Below are 15,700 nucleotides of genomic sequence, written 5' to 3' on the forward strand. Positions count from 1 at the left end.
CCCCATTTGTTCTTGGTTCTCACGCGGACTCCCAGGCCAGCATATTCCAGCTCACGCCGACCCGCACATCCGTCTTCAACTGCACCAGCTGACGAGAAAGATACAGCATCTCGCGCTCTTTTCGTAACGTTTCGCCCAGCGTGTCCTTGAGGATGCCGGCGCCGGCCATGATGGCGTCCAGGGTGCCGTAGGTGCGCAACAGCTTGGCGGCGGTCTTCAGGCCTACCTTGGACACGCCGGGAATGCTGTCGGTGGCGTCGCCCATCAGCGCCAGCAGGTCCGGCAGCTGCTCGGGCGGCACGCCCCACTTCTTCTCGCACCAGGCGTGGTCGTGCCACTCGCTCTTGAAATGGTCCCACACCAGCGCACCCTGGGCAACCAGGCAATGCAGGTCCTTGTCGGTGGTGGCCACCACCGCGGCCCCCCTGTCCTCGGCCAGCCAGCGCAGCACCACGGTGCCGATCACGTCGTCCGCCTCCACGTCGGGCAGGCTGACCACGCGCAGGCCGAAGCCGGCCAGGCGCTGGTAGAACTCCGGCAGCGCCTCGCGCAGCACGCCGGGCATGGGCGCGCGGCCCTCGCGGTAGCCGGCATAGAGCTGGTGGCGCCAGGTGGCGCCGCCGAAGTCGAAGGCCGGCAGCACGTGGGTGGGCTGGTGGTCGGTGATCAGGTTGCGGAACGAGGACAGCGCGTGGCGCAGCGCGATCTCAGCCTTGAGGTCCGAATCGGGTTCGGGGCTGGCTTCATACACGCGGCGCACAATGTTCAAGCCGTCGATGGCGAGGAGTCTACCCATGGGGCTCTGCGTTGCAAAAGCCACATTGTAACTGCGAGCGCCGTTGCAGACTACCCACGCAACTTGCGCAGGTTTTCGAGGAGTACAGGCACTTTAGCAATCGGAACCATCTGCGCCAGTTGCTCATCCGTCATGGGCCGGGCATCCGGATCGGCCAACGCTGCCGCCGTGATCTTCCGGTCTTCTTCCAGAGAAGGCAGGACAAATACCCGTTGCTTCTTAATAATTTTCAACATAGGCGATCGCCTCTCTTCTGGTTGCCAAACGCAGGCTTATGACACGGATGCCTGGACCGCGCTCCCGATCTTCATTCAGCGTAGTACAACGAATAGGCAGGTCAAGCCAGCTTATACGTTGAACTCGCCATCCCCCTTGTGTCAGCGCATGGTTCAGCGCAGCAGCTCGTACGGGCCGCCTTTTTCCAGGGCGCGCTGGTAGGCCGGGCGGGCGTGGATGCGTTCCAGGAAGGCCATCAGCTTGGGCCGGCTGCGCGCCAGGCCGCCGCGCGCGGCGGCGGCTTCGAGCGGGAAACTCATCTGCACGTCGGCCGCGCTGAACTCGGCGCCGGCAAACCATGGGCTCTTGCCCAGCTCGCCCTCCAGGTAATCCAGGTGCTGCTCGATCTGCGGCAGGATGTAGCTGCCCTTGACCTTGGCCGCGATGGCCTTGGCGATGGGCTTGACGAAGAACGGCGCCGGGCTGCTTTCCACCCGGTCGAACACCAATTTCATCAGCAGCGGCGCCATGGCCGAGCCCTCGGCGTAGTGCAGGAAATAGGTCCAGCGGCGCTTCTCGGCCGTGCCGGCCGGCGGCACCAGGCGGCCGTTGCCGTACTTCTCCACCAGGTATTCGATGATGGCGCCCGACTCGGCCACCGTGGCGTCGCCGTCGGTGATGACGGGCGACTTGCCCAGCGGGTGGATGGCGCGCAGCGACGGCGGCGCCAGCATGGTCTTGGGGTCGCGCTGGTAGCGCACGATGTCGTACTCCAGGCCCAACTCTTCAAGCAGCCACAGCACGCGCTGCGAACGCGAATTGTTCAGATGGTGGACCACGATCATGGCGCTTTCCTCATAGTGCGCGGGACGCGGCCCGCAATCCGCCAGCTTAGCATTCCCGCCACGTTTCGGCTGGAACTATCGCTCTAGTGGCGCATTAGTGAATGGGAATGATAACAATTCTCGTTTACATAGTGACTTGCAATTGCTATCATCCCGTTGATCTTTACAAACTTTTACCGAGAAGACACGACATGGCAATCAAAAGCCGCAAACACGCAACTCCAGCCGTCACTCCGATGAACACGCTCCTGGCCGCCATGCTGCTGCCGCTGGCTGCCACCGCGGCCCATGGAGCCGAGGCTGCCGCCGCCGGCAGCAGCGCCGCCGCCCCGATGGGCGAGGTGCAGGAAGTGCGCGTTGCGGGTGCCAAAGAGAACGAATTCAAGGCCGACCACGCCGCGTCCGGCAAGTACACGGAACTGCTGGTCAACACGCCGCAGACCATCACCGTCATCAAGCGCGAACTGATCGAACAGCAGGGCGCCGTCACCCTGACCGAGGCGCTGGCCAACACCCCGGGCGTGGGCGCCTTCTTCCTGGGCGAGAACGGCAACACCAACACCGGCGACGCCATCTTCATGCGCGGCTTCGACGCCTCCAGCAGCATCTACGTGGACGGCGTGCGCGACATGGGTTCCATCTCGCGCGACACCTTCAACGTCGAGCAGATCGACATCCTGAAGGGCCCGGCCGGCACCGACAGCGGCCGCGGCTCGCCGACCGGCTCGGTCAACCTGACCTCCAAGCAAGCCCAGATGCAGGACGCCTATTCCGGCCGCGTCACCGTGGGCAGCGCCAAGCAGAAGCGCGGCACGGTGGACGTGAACCAGGTGCTGAGCGCGGAAAAAGGCGTGGCCTTCCGCTTCAACGCGCTGGCCCAGGACAGCGGCAAGCCGGGCCGCGATGTGATCAAGAACAAGCGCTGGGCCATTGCCCCCACCGTGTCCTTCGGCCTGGGCAGCCCGACCCGCCTGACCCTGAGCTATCTGCACGTGGACCAGGACAACATCCCCGACGGCGGCGTGCCCACCATCGGCCTGCCCGGCTACAGCAGCCCGGACTCGAACTACAAGGACCCGGCCAAGCGCCGCCTGTACCTGAACAGCGCCGCCATGGTGGACCCGGAAGGCTTCTACGGTTCGACCAGCGACTACGACAAGGTAAAAGCCGACATGGCCACCGTGCGCGTGGACCACGACTTCTCGCCGGTGCTGAAGCTGCAGAACACCTCGCGCTTCGGCAAGACCAAGCAGGACTACCTGCTGACCGCCTTCATGGTGACCGGCCTGAACGCCACCACCGGCGCGCTCGGCAACCTGATCACCGAAACCCCGGCCGGCGCGGTGCTGCCTGCCTCGCAGTGGATGCTCAAGCGCAATACCCGCACCATCAAGGACCAGCGCAACGAAATCCTGACCAACCAGACCAACCTGACCGCTGAATTCGACGCCGCCGGCATGAAGCACACCGCCGTGGCCGGCCTGGAGTTCACCAACGAGAAGCAGCTCAGCTATAGCTACCTGGCCGCCAGCCTGGGCACCCTGGCCGACACCCCGCTGTACGCACCGGACCCGTCGGCGGCGCTCACCGGCCTGAACCCCGTCCGCAACGGCGCCTTCAGCGACGGCAGCACCAACACCCAGAGCCTGTACCTGTTCGACACCGCCAAGCTGGGCGAGCGCTGGATGTTCAGCGGCGGCGTCCGCGCCGACCACTACCGCACCACCTACAACGCCGTGGCGCTGTCGACCGCGACCTCGAATCCCACCCTGCCGGTGGGCACCCTGGTGCCGACCAACCTGAGCGTGTCCGACACCCTGGTCAACGGCAAACTGTCGGCGCTGTACAAGCCGACCGCCGACAGCAGCGTGTACGCCACCGTGGCCACCTCCAAGCAGCCGCCGGGCGGCAACAACTTCGCCCTGTCCACCAGCGCCAGCAGCGCGGCCAATCCGAAGTTCGACCCGCAGGAAACCACCACCCAGGAAATCGGCGGCAAGTGGGACCTGCTCAAGCAGAAGCTGGCCCTGACCGGCGCCATCTACCGCACCACCGTGAAAAACGAAGTGGAGCAGGACGCTACCGATTCGACCAAGTACTACCAGACCGGCAAAAAGCGCGTGGAAGGCATTGAAATCGGCGTCACCGGCGAGATCGCCCGCGGCTGGCTGGTCAGCGCAGGCTACGCCCACATGAAAACCGAAGTCCTGTCCGGCAAGACCATCAGCGCCAGCGGCGAGAACCAGCTCACCTACACGCCGAAAGATTCGTTCACCGCGTGGACCTCGTACACCCTGCCGATGGGCCTGAAGATCGGCGGCGGCCTGCGCTACTCCGGCGACATGCTGCGCGGCTCGGACGGCGCGGTCGGCACCCCCGCCTTCGTGGAAGGCTACTGGGTCGCCAATGCCATGGCCGCCTACAGCATCAACAAGAACGTGGACCTGCAGCTGAACATCAACAACATCACCGACGAAAGCTATGTCGCGGCGATCAACAAGTCCGGCTACCGCTACACCCCGAGCACCCCGCGCTCGGCCAGCCTGACCGCCAATATCCGCTTCTAAGCGCAGCGCAGCCCGGCGCTGCCTGCGCCGGCCTCCGCCCCAACGCCACCGCTAACGGTGGCGTTTTTTTTGCTTCGCCCCTACAATCGGCCCACCGTACCGAAACAGGAGCGTCCATGACCATGCTGCGTTATTCCGCATTCGCCGGCGCTGCCGCCGCCCTGCCGCTGTCGCTGGCCGTGGGCGCGCCGCTGTGGGTGCCGGCGGCGGCGGCCGCGCTGACCGCGGTCGGCATCGCCGACGTGCTGCAGACCAAGCGCGCGCTGCGGCGCAACTACCCCATCCTGGCGCACTTCCGCTTCATGTTCGAGGCCATCCGGCCCGAGATCCGGCAGTACCTGCTGGAGGACGACCAGTCGGCCGCGCCGTTCTCGCGCAACCAGCGCAGCATCGTCTACCAGCGCGCCAAGCTCGACACCGACAAGCGCCCCTTCGGCACCCAGCTCGACGTCTACCAGGCCGGCTACGAATGGATCAACCACTCGATCCAGCCGCTGCCGGTGAACGGCCACGACTTCCGCATCGAGATCGGCAACCACCCGGACTGCCCGCGCGCCCAGCCCTACAAGGCCAGCGTGTTCAACGTCTCGGCCATGAGCTTCGGTTCGCTGTCGGCCAACGCCATCCTGGCGCTGAACGGCGGCGCGCGCATCGGCGGCTTCATGCACGACACCGGCGAAGGCAGCATCAGCCCCTACCACCGCGAGAACGGCGGCGACCTGGTCTGGGAGATCGGCTCCGGCTACTTCGGCTGCCGCAATGAGGACGGCAGCTTCTCGGAGCAGAATTTCGTGGCCAACGCCTGCACGCCGCAGGTCAAGATGATAGAACTGAAGCTGTCGCAGGGCGCCAAGCCGGGCCATGGCGGCGTGCTGCCCGGGCCCAAGGTGAGCGCGGAGATCGCCGCCACGCGCGGCGTGATGGAAGGCGTGGACTGCATCTCGCCGGCCAACCACTCGGCCTTCTCCACGCCGCTGGAAATGCTGGCCTTCATCGAGCGGCTGCGCAAGCTATCCGGCGGCAAGCCGACCGGCTTCAAGCTGGCCATCGGCCACCCCTGGGAGTTTTTCGGCATCGTCAAGGCCATGCTGGCCAGCGGCATCACGCCGGACTTCATCGTGGTGGACGGCAGCGAAGGCGGCACCGGCGCGGCGCCGCTGGAGTTTACCGACCACGTCGGCACGCCGCTGCAGGAAGCGCTGCTGCTGGTGCACAACACGCTGGTGGGGGCGGGCCTGCGCGAGCGCATCAAGATCGGCGCCTCGGGCAAGATCATCACCGCCTTCGACATTGCGCGCACCTTGGCGCTGGGGGCCGACTGGTGCAACTCCGCGCGCGGCTTCATGTTCGCGCTGGGCTGCATCCAGAGCCAGAGCTGCCACACCGACCACTGCCCGACCGGCGTGGCCACGCAGGACAAGCTGCGCCAGCGCGCCCTGGTGGTGCCGGACAAGACGCAGCGGGTGGCGCACTTCCACCAGAACACCATGAAGGCGCTGGCCGAGCTGATTGCCGCCGCCGGGCTGACGCATCCGTCGCAGCTCAAGCCGCACCACATCGTGCGGCGCATCTCGCCCAACCAGGTCAAGCTCGCGTCGGCGCTGCTGCCCTACCTCGAACCCGGCCAGCTGCTCGACCCCAGCCTGCTGTCCAAGCTGCCGCCGGTGTTCGGCCTCTACTGGCCCGTCGCGCAGGCCGAGTCCTTCCACCCGCTGCAGTAAGTGGCGGCGCAGCGGCGGGTTACGGTGCTGCGCACCTAACCCGCCCTACGGAACCATGGACGCGCCCGTAGGGCGGGTTAGCGCGCAGCGCGTAACCCGCCAATACCATGGACGGGGCCGTAGGGCGGGTTAGTGCGCAGCACGTAACCCGCCGATGTCAGCGCTGGACGTGCAGCTTGATAACGCGGCGGGAGGCCGGCGGGGATGGCGGCGGGGCGGCGCTGTCCTTGCCGCTACTGCCTGTATCGCAGCTGCCGCACGAACCGCAGCCCGAGCCGCAGCTGTCCTGCACCTTGAAGAATCTGGCCAGCATGTCTTCGTCGAGGCCGCGCCGCGCCAGCGCGTAGACGATGCGCCGGCGCCAGGCCGCCGGCAGGTACTTGGTGCTGGCGTGCAGCAGCGCCGCTGCGACAATCAGGCCGACAATGATCTGCTGCCACATATCAGGCTCCCAGCATCAGGGCGATGCGGTAGGTGAGGAAGGACGCGGTGTAAGCCAGCGCGAACATATAGCCCGCCATGATGAAGGCGTACCGCACGCTGCCGGTCTCGCGCCGCACCACCGACAGGGTGGACAGGCACTGCGGCGCAAACACGTACCAGGCCAGCAGCGACAGCGCGGTGGCCATCGACCAGGTGTGCGCCAGGATGGGTTCCAGCTGCGAGGCCAGTTCGTCGCCGGTCTGCGACAGCGCATACACCGTGCCCAGCGCCCCCACCGCCACTTCGCGCGCGGCCATGCCCGGCACAAGCGCGATGCAGATCTGCCAGTTGAAGCCGATCGGCGCGAAGATGAATTCCAGGCCGCGTCCCAGCAGGCCGGCCAGGCTGTAGTAGATCGGCGGATGGGTGGCGCCTTCGGGTGCGCCGGGGAAGCTGCTCAGCGCCCACAGCAGCACCATCAGGGTCAGGATCACGGTGCCGACGCGGGTCAGGAAGATCTTGGCGCGCTCCCACAGGCCGATGGCCAGGTTGCGCAGGTGCGGCCAGTGGTAGCTGGGCAGTTCCAGCATCAGCGGCTGCTTGCTCTTGGCGCCCATGGCGCGCTTGAAGAACCACGCCACCGCCATGGCCGAGACGATGCCGGCCACGTACAGCGCAAACAGCACCAGGCCCTGCAGGCTGAGGAAGCCCCACACTTCGCGCTCGGGAATGAAGGCGGCGATCACCAGCGCGTACACCGGCAGGCGCGCCGAGCAGGTCATCAACGGGGCGATCATGATGGTGACCAGGCGGTCGCGCGGGTTCTGGATGGTGCGCGCGGCCATCACGCCGGGAATGGCGCAGGCAAAGCTCGACAGCAGCGGGATGAAGGCGCGGCCCGACAGGCCCACCCCGCCCATCAGGCGGTCCAGCAGGAAGGCCGCGCGCGGCAGGTAGCCGCAGTCCTCCAGCACCAGGATGAAGAAGAACAGGATCAAAATCTGCGGCAGGAACACCAGCACGCTGCCCACGCCGCTGATGATGCCGTCCACCAGCAGGCTGCGCAGCACGCCGTCGGCCATGTGCTCCTTGAGCAGGCCGCCGCCGCCGTCCACGGTGTCCTTGATCCATTCCATGACCGGCGCGGCCCAGGCGAACACCGCCTGGAACACCAGGAACATCAGCACCGCCAGGATGATGGGGCCGAGCACCGGGTGCAGCACCACGTCGTCGATCTTCTCGCTCAGGTTGCCCTTGTCGCGGCTGTCGTTGCTGACCACGGACAGGATGCGGCGCACTTCGCGCTGCGTCGCTTCCACCGGCACCGCGTCGATGGCGGCCAGCGGATTGGCCTTGGTGGCGGCCAGCGGCCACATCTGGTCGAGCGCGCGCAGCAGGGACTTCTCGCCGCCGGCCGCCACGGCCACGGTTTCCACCACGGTCATGCCCAGCTCCTGGGCCAGCTTGTCGGCGTCGATCTCGATGCCGCGCTTCTTCGCCACGTCCACCATGTTCAGCGCCAGCAGCATCGGCAGGCCGAGGCGCTTGATCTCCAGCACCAGGCGCAGGTTCAGGCGCAAATTGGTGGCGTCCACCACGCACACCACCACGTCCGGCGCGGCTTCGCCGGCGCGCAGGCCGGCCACCACGTCGCGCGTGATGGCTTCGTCCGGCGTGTGGGCCTTGAGCGAGTAGGCGCCCGGCAGGTCCAGCAGGCGGAAGCCGTGGCCGTCCGGCGACGTGAACTGGCCTTCCTTGCGTTCGATAGTCACGCCGGCGTAGTTGGCCACTTTCTGGCGCGCGCCGGTCAGGCGGTTGAACAGCGCGGTCTTGCCGCAATTCGGATTACCCAGCAGGGCCACCATCGGCGCCTGCGCAACGGCCTGCGCCGGTTTTTCTACTGCACCCATGGTTTATTCCGGTTGTATGGAGATCAGCGCGGCCTCGAAGCGGCGCAATGCGAAAGTGGAGTTGCCGACCTTGATGGCCAGCGGCTCGCCGCCCGGCATGCCGCGCTTCAGCATGCGGATGCGCTCGCCGGGCACGAAACCCAGCTCCATCAGGCGCCGCGCCAGGTCGGCGCCGTCTTCCACCTCCTCCGGGTTGCCGGGCGCCACGTGCACAACCACGGCGCTCTTGCCGGTCTCCAGCGTATCGAGTTGGGTCAGGGGGGGCGCTTGCGTCATGGGGCTTCCAGTCGGATCAGTGATGAATTTCTGTGCGGCCATTATAGAGCCAAATGAGAATGAGTTGGATTTGCAGGAACTTCTTGCATTGTACGCCGGCTTGCGGCAGAATAGGAAACGTAATGATAATGATTCTCATTAAGAAACAATTAAACATGACGAATCGGCATCGATTTAGACCGCACCATCCTAGCCAGAAGGTAACGCAATGATTGTTTGTATCTGCAACAACATCTCAGACCGCGAAATCCGTCAAGCCATCGAACTGGGCATCACTTCCATGGACGAACTGCGCGCCGACCTCGGCCTGGCCACTTGCTGCGGCCAATGCGCAGCGACCGCGGAAGAGATCCTGACCGCACACCAGGGCAGCGTCAACGAAACCGTCTTGAAGCGCCCCACCATGACAACTTGAGGATAGTATGCATGCGTTGACGATGGACGCGCCCGCCCCGTTCGGGCTGGCCAAGCTGGGCAAATTCACGGCGATCGTCGCCATTCACGCAGCGATGTTCTATATGCTGCAAACCGGCATGCTGCGCGACGCCGTGCATGCCGTGCTGCCGCAGGTAGTCAATGTCTCCTTCGTGGCGCCTGCCGCGCCGCAGCCGGAACCGCCGGCCCCCAAGACTGTCCCCGTACTGCAGCAGGCCCCGGCCATCACGCCGCCGCCCCTGCCGCTGCTGAACATCACCGTCGAGAACACCATTACCCCGCCGCCGGCCCAGCCGCGCAGCGAAACCCATGCCGCGCCCGCCCCCGCGCAGCCGCAGCAGGCCGTCGCCGCGCCGGCCCCGCCCGCGCAGCCCGCCGCCCCGCGCCTGGTGCAGGGTGTGGAATACGTGCGTCCGCCAGCCCCGGTCTACCCCACCATTTCGCGCCGCCTGGGCGAAACCGGCGTGGTGGTGCTGCGTGTGCTGATCAGCGAAAAAGGCTTGCCGGAGCAGGCCATCGTTGCCAAGTCGTCGGGCTACGGCAACCTGGACGAAGCGGGCCGCATGGCGGCGCTGCGCGCGCTGTTCAAACCCTATATGGAAGATGGCAAGCCGGCCGCCGTGTACGTGCTGGTGCCGATCAATTTCCAGCAGGCCTGACGCCGCCCTGCCTCGCCGGTTACGAGTACCACCCCTTCAGTCCCCGCCCGGCGCCGTCTTGCGCAGGGCGGGGATTTTTTTTCGTGCCTATACTTCTGCCCACATGCGCAGCAGGTTGTGGTAATGGCCGGTGAGGCCCACCGTGGCCTCGTTGTCGCCCAGCTGGGCGCGCAGCTTCTGGATGTTCTGGTCCAGTTCAAACAGCATGGTGCGGCGCGCATCCTCGCGCACCATGCTCTGGGTCCACAGGAAGGACGCCACGCGCTCGCCGCTGGTCACCGGCATCACGCGGTGCACGCTGCTGGAGGGGTAGACGATGGCGTCGCCAGCCGGCAGCTTCACCTCGTGCGCGCCGTACGCGTCCATCACCACCAGCTCGCCGCCCTCGTATTCTTCCGGTCCGCTCAGGAACACCGTGGTGGACACGTCCGCGCGCAGGGTTTGCAGGGTGCGGCCGTCGGTGCGCACGGCGCCGTCGATGTGCAGGCCGTACTGCTCGCCGCCCGCGTAGCTGTTGAAATACGGCGGCAGGATGCGCAGCGGCAGCGCCGAAGCGAAGAACAGGGGATGGGCGGTCAGCGCGCGGGCGATGATGTCGCCCAGCTCCCTGGCCAGCGGCGAGCCTTCAGGCAGCTGGCGGTTGCGCTTGACCTGCGCGCCTTGCGCGCCCACGCTTTCGCGGCCGTCCACCCAGTCTGCCTGGGACAGGCGTTGGCGGAAAAACAGTACCTGTTCCGGCGTCAGCACGCCGGGAATGTGCAGCATCATGTTGTGGTCCTATCGGTTCTCGCTTGAAGTGGAAGCGATATTATCCGCCAAGGCGCGCTTAACAGAAACGATAATTATTCGCACTTCCAACAGCGTTTTCACCACCACTATTATCTGAGCATTTTTTCATGTTTTCCTTACAGATATCAGCTTGTTCGTGGCAGAATGGCGGCATTTCCTGCTTCAACAACCAGACAAAAAGAGGTATCCCATGAAGGGTGATAACGACGTAATCCGCCTGCTGAACGCGCAGCTGACCAACGAGCTGACGGCCATCAACCAGTACTTCCTGCACGCGCGCATGTACCGCCACTGGGGCTTCGAAAAGATTGCGAAGAAAGAGTACGAAGAATCGATCGGCGAGATGAAGCATGCCGACAAACTGATCGACCGCATCCTGATGCTGGAAGGCCTGCCCAACCTGCAAGCCATGCACAAGGTGATGATCGGCGAGAACACCGAAGAGATGCTGGGCCTGGACCTGAAGCTGGAACTGGGCGCGCACATCATCATCAAGGAAGGCATCGCGCAGGCCGAGAAAGTGGGCGACTACGTTTCACGCGACCTGCTGCTGGCGATCCTGGACGACACCGAAGAGCACATCGAGTGGCTGGAAACCCAGATCGACCTGATCGCCAAAGTGGGCATCCAGAACTACCTGCAAAGCCAGATGGCTGAGTAAGCGCAGCGCTTAGCCCTTGGCCGCCGCCCCCGCTGCGGCGGCCAGCTCGCCCTCCGCCTCCCCTTCCCCCGCCTCACGGCTCCGCGCCGCCTTCACCTTCACCAGCAGCATCGCCGCCGCAGCGCACAGCAGCAGCGCGCCCGCCAGCCGTATCACGTTCTCCGGATGGCCGCCCAGCCAGGCGCGGTAGTACAGCGGCAGCGTGAGGATCTGGATAATCATCGGGATCACGATGAACATATTGAAGATGCCCATGTAGACGCCGGTGCGCTCGGGCGGAATGCTGCCCGCCAGGATCACGTAGGGATTGCCCATCATGCTGGCCCACGCCACGCCAATGCCCAGCATGGGCAGCAGCAGCAAGGCCGGGCTGTGGATCAGCGGGATGGCCAGCATGCCCAGGCCCGCCAGCGCCAGGCACACGCTGTGCATGGCCTTCGGCCCGTAGCGCCGCGTGAACGGCACCAGCGCGAAGGCGGCCAGGAAGGCGATGAAGTTGTAGAAGGCGCCGACCTGGCCGTTCAGCAGGCCTGCTTCGCGGAAGCCGGGCGAGGCCGGGTCGGTACTGTGGAACATGCTGGCCGCCAGCGCCAGCACGATGTACTGCCAGTAGCAGAACATGGCGTACCACTGGAATAGCTGCACCAGCGCCAGCTGGCGCATGGTGGACGGCATGTCGCGCACGGCCGCGCCGATTTCCGCCAGCGTGCTGCGCCAGCCGACCGGTGCGGCACGGATGCGGCGCAGCTCTTCTTCGTCCAGCGGCAGCTCGGGCGTGGTCTTCAGGGTCCACAGCACGCTGCCCAGCGAGAACACGGCGCCGATCAGGAAGGCCGCAATCACCACGTGCGGAATGTGGCTGCCGCTGACCGCGTCCCGGCTCATGCCGAGGAACACCAGCAGCGACGGCGTGAGGTAGGCCAGCGTCTGCCCCAGTCCCGTGAAGGCGCTCTGGGTGAGGAAGCCCAGCGAATGCTGGGCCGGCGCCAGGCGGTCGCTGACGAAGGCGCGGTACGGCTCCATGGTCACGTTGTTGGCCGCGTCCAGTATCCACAGCAGGCTGGCGGCCATCCACAGCGCGGAGCTGAAGGGCATGGCCAGCAGGCCCAGGCTGCACAGGATGGCGCCGATCAGGAAGTAAGGACGGCGCCGTCCCCAGCGGCTCAGGGTGCGGTCGCTGAAGGCGCCCACCAGGGGCTGCACCAGCAGTCCGGTGACGGGACCGGCCAGCCACAGATAGGGCAGGCTGGCCTCGTGGGCGCCGAGGTAGCTGTAGATGGGGCTCATGCTGCTTTGCTGCAGGCCGAAACTGAACTGGATGCCGAAGAATCCGACGTTCATGTTGACGATCTGCCAGAACGAAAGGCGGGGCTTGTGCAGCGCCATGGCGTGCTCCGGTAGGGGTTTCGTATGGAATCTCAGGCGGCGCTGTGCCAGCGCGCGGTCCAGGTTTGGTAGAAGGCGGTGTCCTGCGGGACGGCGCCTGCGATGCCGCAGATGGCACCGGCGAAGGCATTGGCGCGCGCCATGGTGAGCGCGAGCGGCCAGCCCTGCGCGCTGCCGTACAGGTAGACGGCGGAGAAGGCGTCGCCCGCGCCGACCGTGTCCACCATGCGCGGCACCTCGGCCGGGCCGCTGGCGGTGACTTCGCCGCCGGCGCCGTAGTGCACCGCGCCGCGCGGGCCGAGCGTAACGATGATGCTGGCCAACGAGAACCTGGTGATCAGTTCCGCACACGCCAGGCGCACGTCCAGGCTGTCCATGTCCGCAGTGCCCGGGCTGATGTGGGCATACCAGTCGAACAGCTGGACCAGTTCTTCTTCGTTCACCTTGAGCGTGTCGGCCTGGCATAGCGAATCGAATACGGTGGTTTCGGTGGCTTGGCCGTCGCGCAGGTTCAGGTCGAGGTAGCGCGGCGCCTTGCAGGCTTGCAGCAGGGCTTGCAGGGCGGCGCGGCCCTGTGGGGTGCGCTGGGCCAGGGTGCCGAAGTAGACTGCGGCGGGGCCCGGCGCCTGGGTGCCGGAGGCAGCCTCCCGCCGATCCTTCCAGCCGGCCAGTGCCGACAGCATGGGTTCGGGCTGCACCTTGTCGTAGGCCTGGTCCGGCAGGATATGGAAGCGGTGGCTGCCGTCGCCGGTGCGTTCGACCTGCACGCGGCCGGTGGCTTCGCCCGGGCCTTCCTGCAGGCCGGCCTGGCTCATGCCGAAGCGCTGGAACTCGCTGCGCAGCTGGGCGCCGAGCGTGTCGCCGCCGATGCGGGTGACCATCAGCGGCGGCATGCCGAAACCGGCCAGGTTGCGCGCCACGTTGAAGGGCGCGCCGCCAATCACTTGCAGGTCGCCGAAGTCATCCACCAGCGCTTCGCCGAATACCACGGCCGTAGCGGCCACGCGTGCTTGTTTCATCGCTGCTCCTTCTGTGTTTTTCATGGCGCAGCCTCCAGCCACAGCATGGCCCAGGGCGCGAGCTCCACTACACCCGAGCGGGCCTGGCCTGTCAAGCTGTCGCGCCACTCGCCGGGGATGCCGGGCGGAGCGGCGTGCACGCCTGGCTGCGGCAGCGTGTGCTGCTGCGCCGTGCCGGAAAAATTGAACAGTGCCAGGAAGCGCGGGCCGCGCGCCAGCGCCAGCACGGCCGGCGCCGATGCCAGTACGCTGCGCGGAGCACCCGCCGCCAGGGCGTCCAGGCGGGTCCTGGCGGCCAGCAGCGCGCGCAGGCCGCCGTACGCCACGCCGGCCGGCGTGGACGGGTCGTGGCGCTGCGCGAAAGCGTGTTCGTCGAAGACCGGGCGCTGCAGCCAGCGGCTGTCCATGGCGTGCTCCGGCCGGGCGCGGTAGCTGTCGTCGTTGCGCTGGGCCAGTTCGTCGCCCATGTAGAGTACCGGCAGCGCGCCCGCGCTCAAGGCCAGGCCGTGCAGCAGGAGAACACGGCGCAGCGCAGCCTCCTGCCGCGCGTCTTTCTGCCGCACGTATTCTTGCGCAGGCAGTTGCCCCGGCCCCGGGGCCGGCAACCCGGCCAGCGATGCGGCCATGCCGTTGCTGCCGTGCGCCGCTGTCGGGTCGCTGCTCTGGAAGGCGGCGCCGCCCGGCAGCGCGCCGTCCGCATAGGTGCCAGCCGTACCGCTGTAGAAGTTGGCGATGGCGGCCAGCCGCGCGCGGGCGTGCTCCGGGCCGCCCTCCTCGCCCGCCTCCGCGCGCAGCACATTCCAGCCGATGTCGTCATGGCAGCGCACATAGCTCAACCACGACGTGTGCGGCGGCAGCCCGGGGGTGCGGGCCAGCACGGCGCGCAGCAGCGACGCCTCCTGCTCGGCCAGCGCGCCCCACCCTGCCGCCATCAGGCTGCTGTGGTAGGCGATATGGCATTCCGGCGCGGCCGCGTCGCCGAAGTAGGCGGGCAGCTCGCGCATCGGCACGATGGCTTCGGCCTTGAGCAGCACGCCCGGCGCGGCAATGGCAACGATGGCGCGCAGCGCCTGCAGCAGCGCGTGCGCCTCCGGCTGGTTCATGCAGTTGGTGCCCTCGCGCTTCCACAGGAAGGCTGTGGAATCGAGCCTGAACACTTCGATGCCCCGGTTGGCCAGCCGCAGCAGGGCCGCCGCCATCTCCGCGAACACCGCCGGATTGGCGTAGTTCAGGTCCCACTGGTAAGGGTAAAAGGTGGTCCAGACCCAGCCGCCCATCTCTTCCACGTGGCTGAAATTGCCCGGCGCGACCTGCGGGAACACCTGGCCCAGGGTTTGCTCGTAGCGGTCCGGCGCGCTGCGGTCCGGGAACACATGGAAATAGCCGCGCAAGGCTGCGTCGCCGTGGCGCGCGCCTTTCGCCCACGGGTGGTCGTCCGCCACGTGGTTGAGGATGAAGTCCGAACACAGGCTGATGCCGGCGGCGCGCAGCTGCGCTGTCAGCGCGTCCAGGTCGGCATTGCCGCCCAGCCTGGGGTCCACGTCGTCGAAGCTGGCGACGGCGAAGCCGCCATCGTTCTCGCCGGCGCGCGGGCGCAGGAAAGGCAGCAGGTGCAGATAGCGCACACCCAGTTCGCGCAGGTGCGGAATGCGCCCCGCCACGCCGGACAGGGTGCCGCCGAAGCGGTCCGCGTAGGCGCAGTAGCCCAGCATGGACTGGTGCTGGAACCAGTCCGGCCGCGCCAGGCGCTGCGCATCCTGCGCTTGCAGTTCGGCCGGCCGCGCAGCGGCCAGCCGGCCCACCTGCGCCAGCAGGCCGGCATACCACTGCGCGAAGCCGGGCTGCTGCCCGTACAGGCCGGACAGGCGCTGGTGCAGCACGCCCTCCTGCTCGCCGTAGCGGCGCGCAAACTCGGCGCGCCGCGCTGCGGGCAACGCCGGCATGGCGGCCAGCAGGGATGGTAGCGGCGGCAAAGGCTGGGACATCTCGGTCATCTT

The 15,700-nt window shown here is 66.8% G+C and carries 15 protein-coding genes; 5 read left to right on the forward strand and 10 right to left on the reverse strand.

The features are described 5' to 3' along the window. Positions 1-19: 19 nt before the first annotated feature. The 3 genes from ASC94_RS05880 to ASC94_RS05890 form a co-directional block, all read right to left on the reverse strand. Positions 20-796 carry a 5'-3' exonuclease gene (locus tag ASC94_RS05880; protein ID WP_056392261.1) on the reverse strand — a complete coding sequence of 259 codons (777 nt, stop codon included), beginning with the start codon at positions 794-796 and terminating at the stop codon, positions 20-22. A 50-nt stretch (positions 797-846) separates the two neighbouring features. Further along, on the reverse strand, positions 847-1,032 hold the full coding sequence (locus ASC94_RS05885) for a hypothetical protein (protein ID WP_056392263.1): 186 nt from the start codon (positions 1,030-1,032) through the stop codon (positions 847-849). A 153-nt stretch (positions 1,033-1,185) separates the two neighbouring features. Continuing rightward, positions 1,186-1,857: a glutathione S-transferase gene (locus ASC94_RS05890; protein ID WP_056392265.1), complete on the reverse strand. Its 672-nt coding sequence runs from the start codon at positions 1,855-1,857 to the stop codon at positions 1,186-1,188. Between the two features lie 191 nt (positions 1,858-2,048). Between ASC94_RS05890 and ASC94_RS05895 the strand changes: the two genes are divergently transcribed. Next, entirely contained in the window at positions 2,049-4,424 is a 2,376-nt protein-coding gene (locus tag ASC94_RS05895) for a catecholate siderophore receptor Fiu (RefSeq protein WP_056392267.1), read from the forward strand. A gap of 116 nt (positions 4,425-4,540) precedes the next feature. Further along, complete coding sequence (locus tag ASC94_RS05900) at positions 4,541-6,145, forward strand: FMN-binding glutamate synthase family protein (RefSeq protein ID WP_056392269.1); 1,605 nt, start codon at positions 4,541-4,543, stop codon at positions 6,143-6,145. A gap of 157 nt (positions 6,146-6,302) precedes the next feature. Here ASC94_RS05900 and ASC94_RS05905 read toward each other — a convergent pair whose 3' ends face one another. From ASC94_RS05905 to ASC94_RS05915, 3 genes are read right to left on the reverse strand one after another with little or no spacing between them, the layout of a single operon-like run. Then, the gene (locus ASC94_RS05905) at positions 6,303-6,587 is read right to left on the reverse strand and encodes a DUF6587 family protein (RefSeq protein ID WP_056392271.1); all 285 of its coding nucleotides are present in this window, start codon (positions 6,585-6,587) and stop codon (positions 6,303-6,305) included. A gap of 1 nt (position 6,588) precedes the next feature. Then, entirely contained in the window at positions 6,589-8,478 is a 1,890-nt protein-coding gene (locus ASC94_RS05910) for a ferrous iron transporter B (protein ID WP_056392272.1), read from the reverse strand. Between the two features lie 3 nt (positions 8,479-8,481). Continuing rightward, positions 8,482-8,754, reverse strand: a complete 273-nt coding sequence (locus ASC94_RS05915; RefSeq protein ID WP_056392275.1) for a FeoA family protein — start codon at positions 8,752-8,754, stop codon at positions 8,482-8,484. A 208-nt stretch (positions 8,755-8,962) separates the two neighbouring features. Here ASC94_RS05915 and ASC94_RS05920 point away from each other — a divergent pair, with 208 nt between their 5' ends. Both ASC94_RS05920 and ASC94_RS05925 read left to right on the forward strand, forming a co-directional pair. Then, a complete protein-coding gene (locus ASC94_RS05920; protein ID WP_056392277.1) occupies positions 8,963-9,169 on the forward strand; it encodes a bacterioferritin-associated ferredoxin in 207 nt (68 codons plus the stop codon). A 7-nt stretch (positions 9,170-9,176) separates the two neighbouring features. Further along, a complete protein-coding gene (locus ASC94_RS05925; protein WP_082616281.1) occupies positions 9,177-9,848 on the forward strand; it encodes an energy transducer TonB in 672 nt (223 codons plus the stop codon). Between the two features lie 87 nt (positions 9,849-9,935). Here the strand turns inward: ASC94_RS05925 and ASC94_RS05930 are convergent, their stop codons facing one another. Then, entirely contained in the window at positions 9,936-10,616 is a 681-nt protein-coding gene (locus ASC94_RS05930; RefSeq protein WP_056392282.1) for a Fe2+-dependent dioxygenase, read from the reverse strand. Between the two features lie 211 nt (positions 10,617-10,827). Between ASC94_RS05930 and bfr the strand changes: the two genes are divergently transcribed. Then, on the forward strand, positions 10,828-11,298 hold the full coding sequence (bfr, locus tag ASC94_RS05935; RefSeq protein ID WP_056392284.1) for a bacterioferritin: 471 nt from the start codon (positions 10,828-10,830) through the stop codon (positions 11,296-11,298). A gap of 9 nt (positions 11,299-11,307) precedes the next feature. On the opposite strand, the gene ASC94_RS05940 is transcribed toward bfr, so the two are convergent. Genes ASC94_RS05940 through ASC94_RS05950 form a run of 3 tightly spaced genes read right to left on the reverse strand, consistent with a single transcriptional unit; the run spans position 11,308 to position 15,697 of the window. Beyond that, positions 11,308-12,684, reverse strand: a complete 1,377-nt coding sequence (locus ASC94_RS05940) for an MFS transporter (RefSeq protein ID WP_056392286.1) — start codon at positions 12,682-12,684, stop codon at positions 11,308-11,310. Positions 12,685-12,716: 32 nt separating this feature from the next. After that, complete coding sequence (locus ASC94_RS05945) at positions 12,717-13,703, reverse strand: PfkB family carbohydrate kinase (protein ID WP_056392287.1); 987 nt, start codon at positions 13,701-13,703, stop codon at positions 12,717-12,719. A 20-nt stretch (positions 13,704-13,723) separates the two neighbouring features. After that, positions 13,724-15,697 carry an alpha-amylase family protein gene (locus tag ASC94_RS05950; protein WP_229417184.1) on the reverse strand — a complete coding sequence of 658 codons (1,974 nt, stop codon included), beginning with the start codon at positions 15,695-15,697 and terminating at the stop codon, positions 13,724-13,726. Positions 15,698-15,700: the final 3 nt, after the last annotated feature.

It is taken from the genome of Massilia sp. Root418, from assembly GCF_001425265.1.
Lineage (GTDB): Bacteria > Pseudomonadota > Gammaproteobacteria > Burkholderiales > Burkholderiaceae_D > Rugamonas.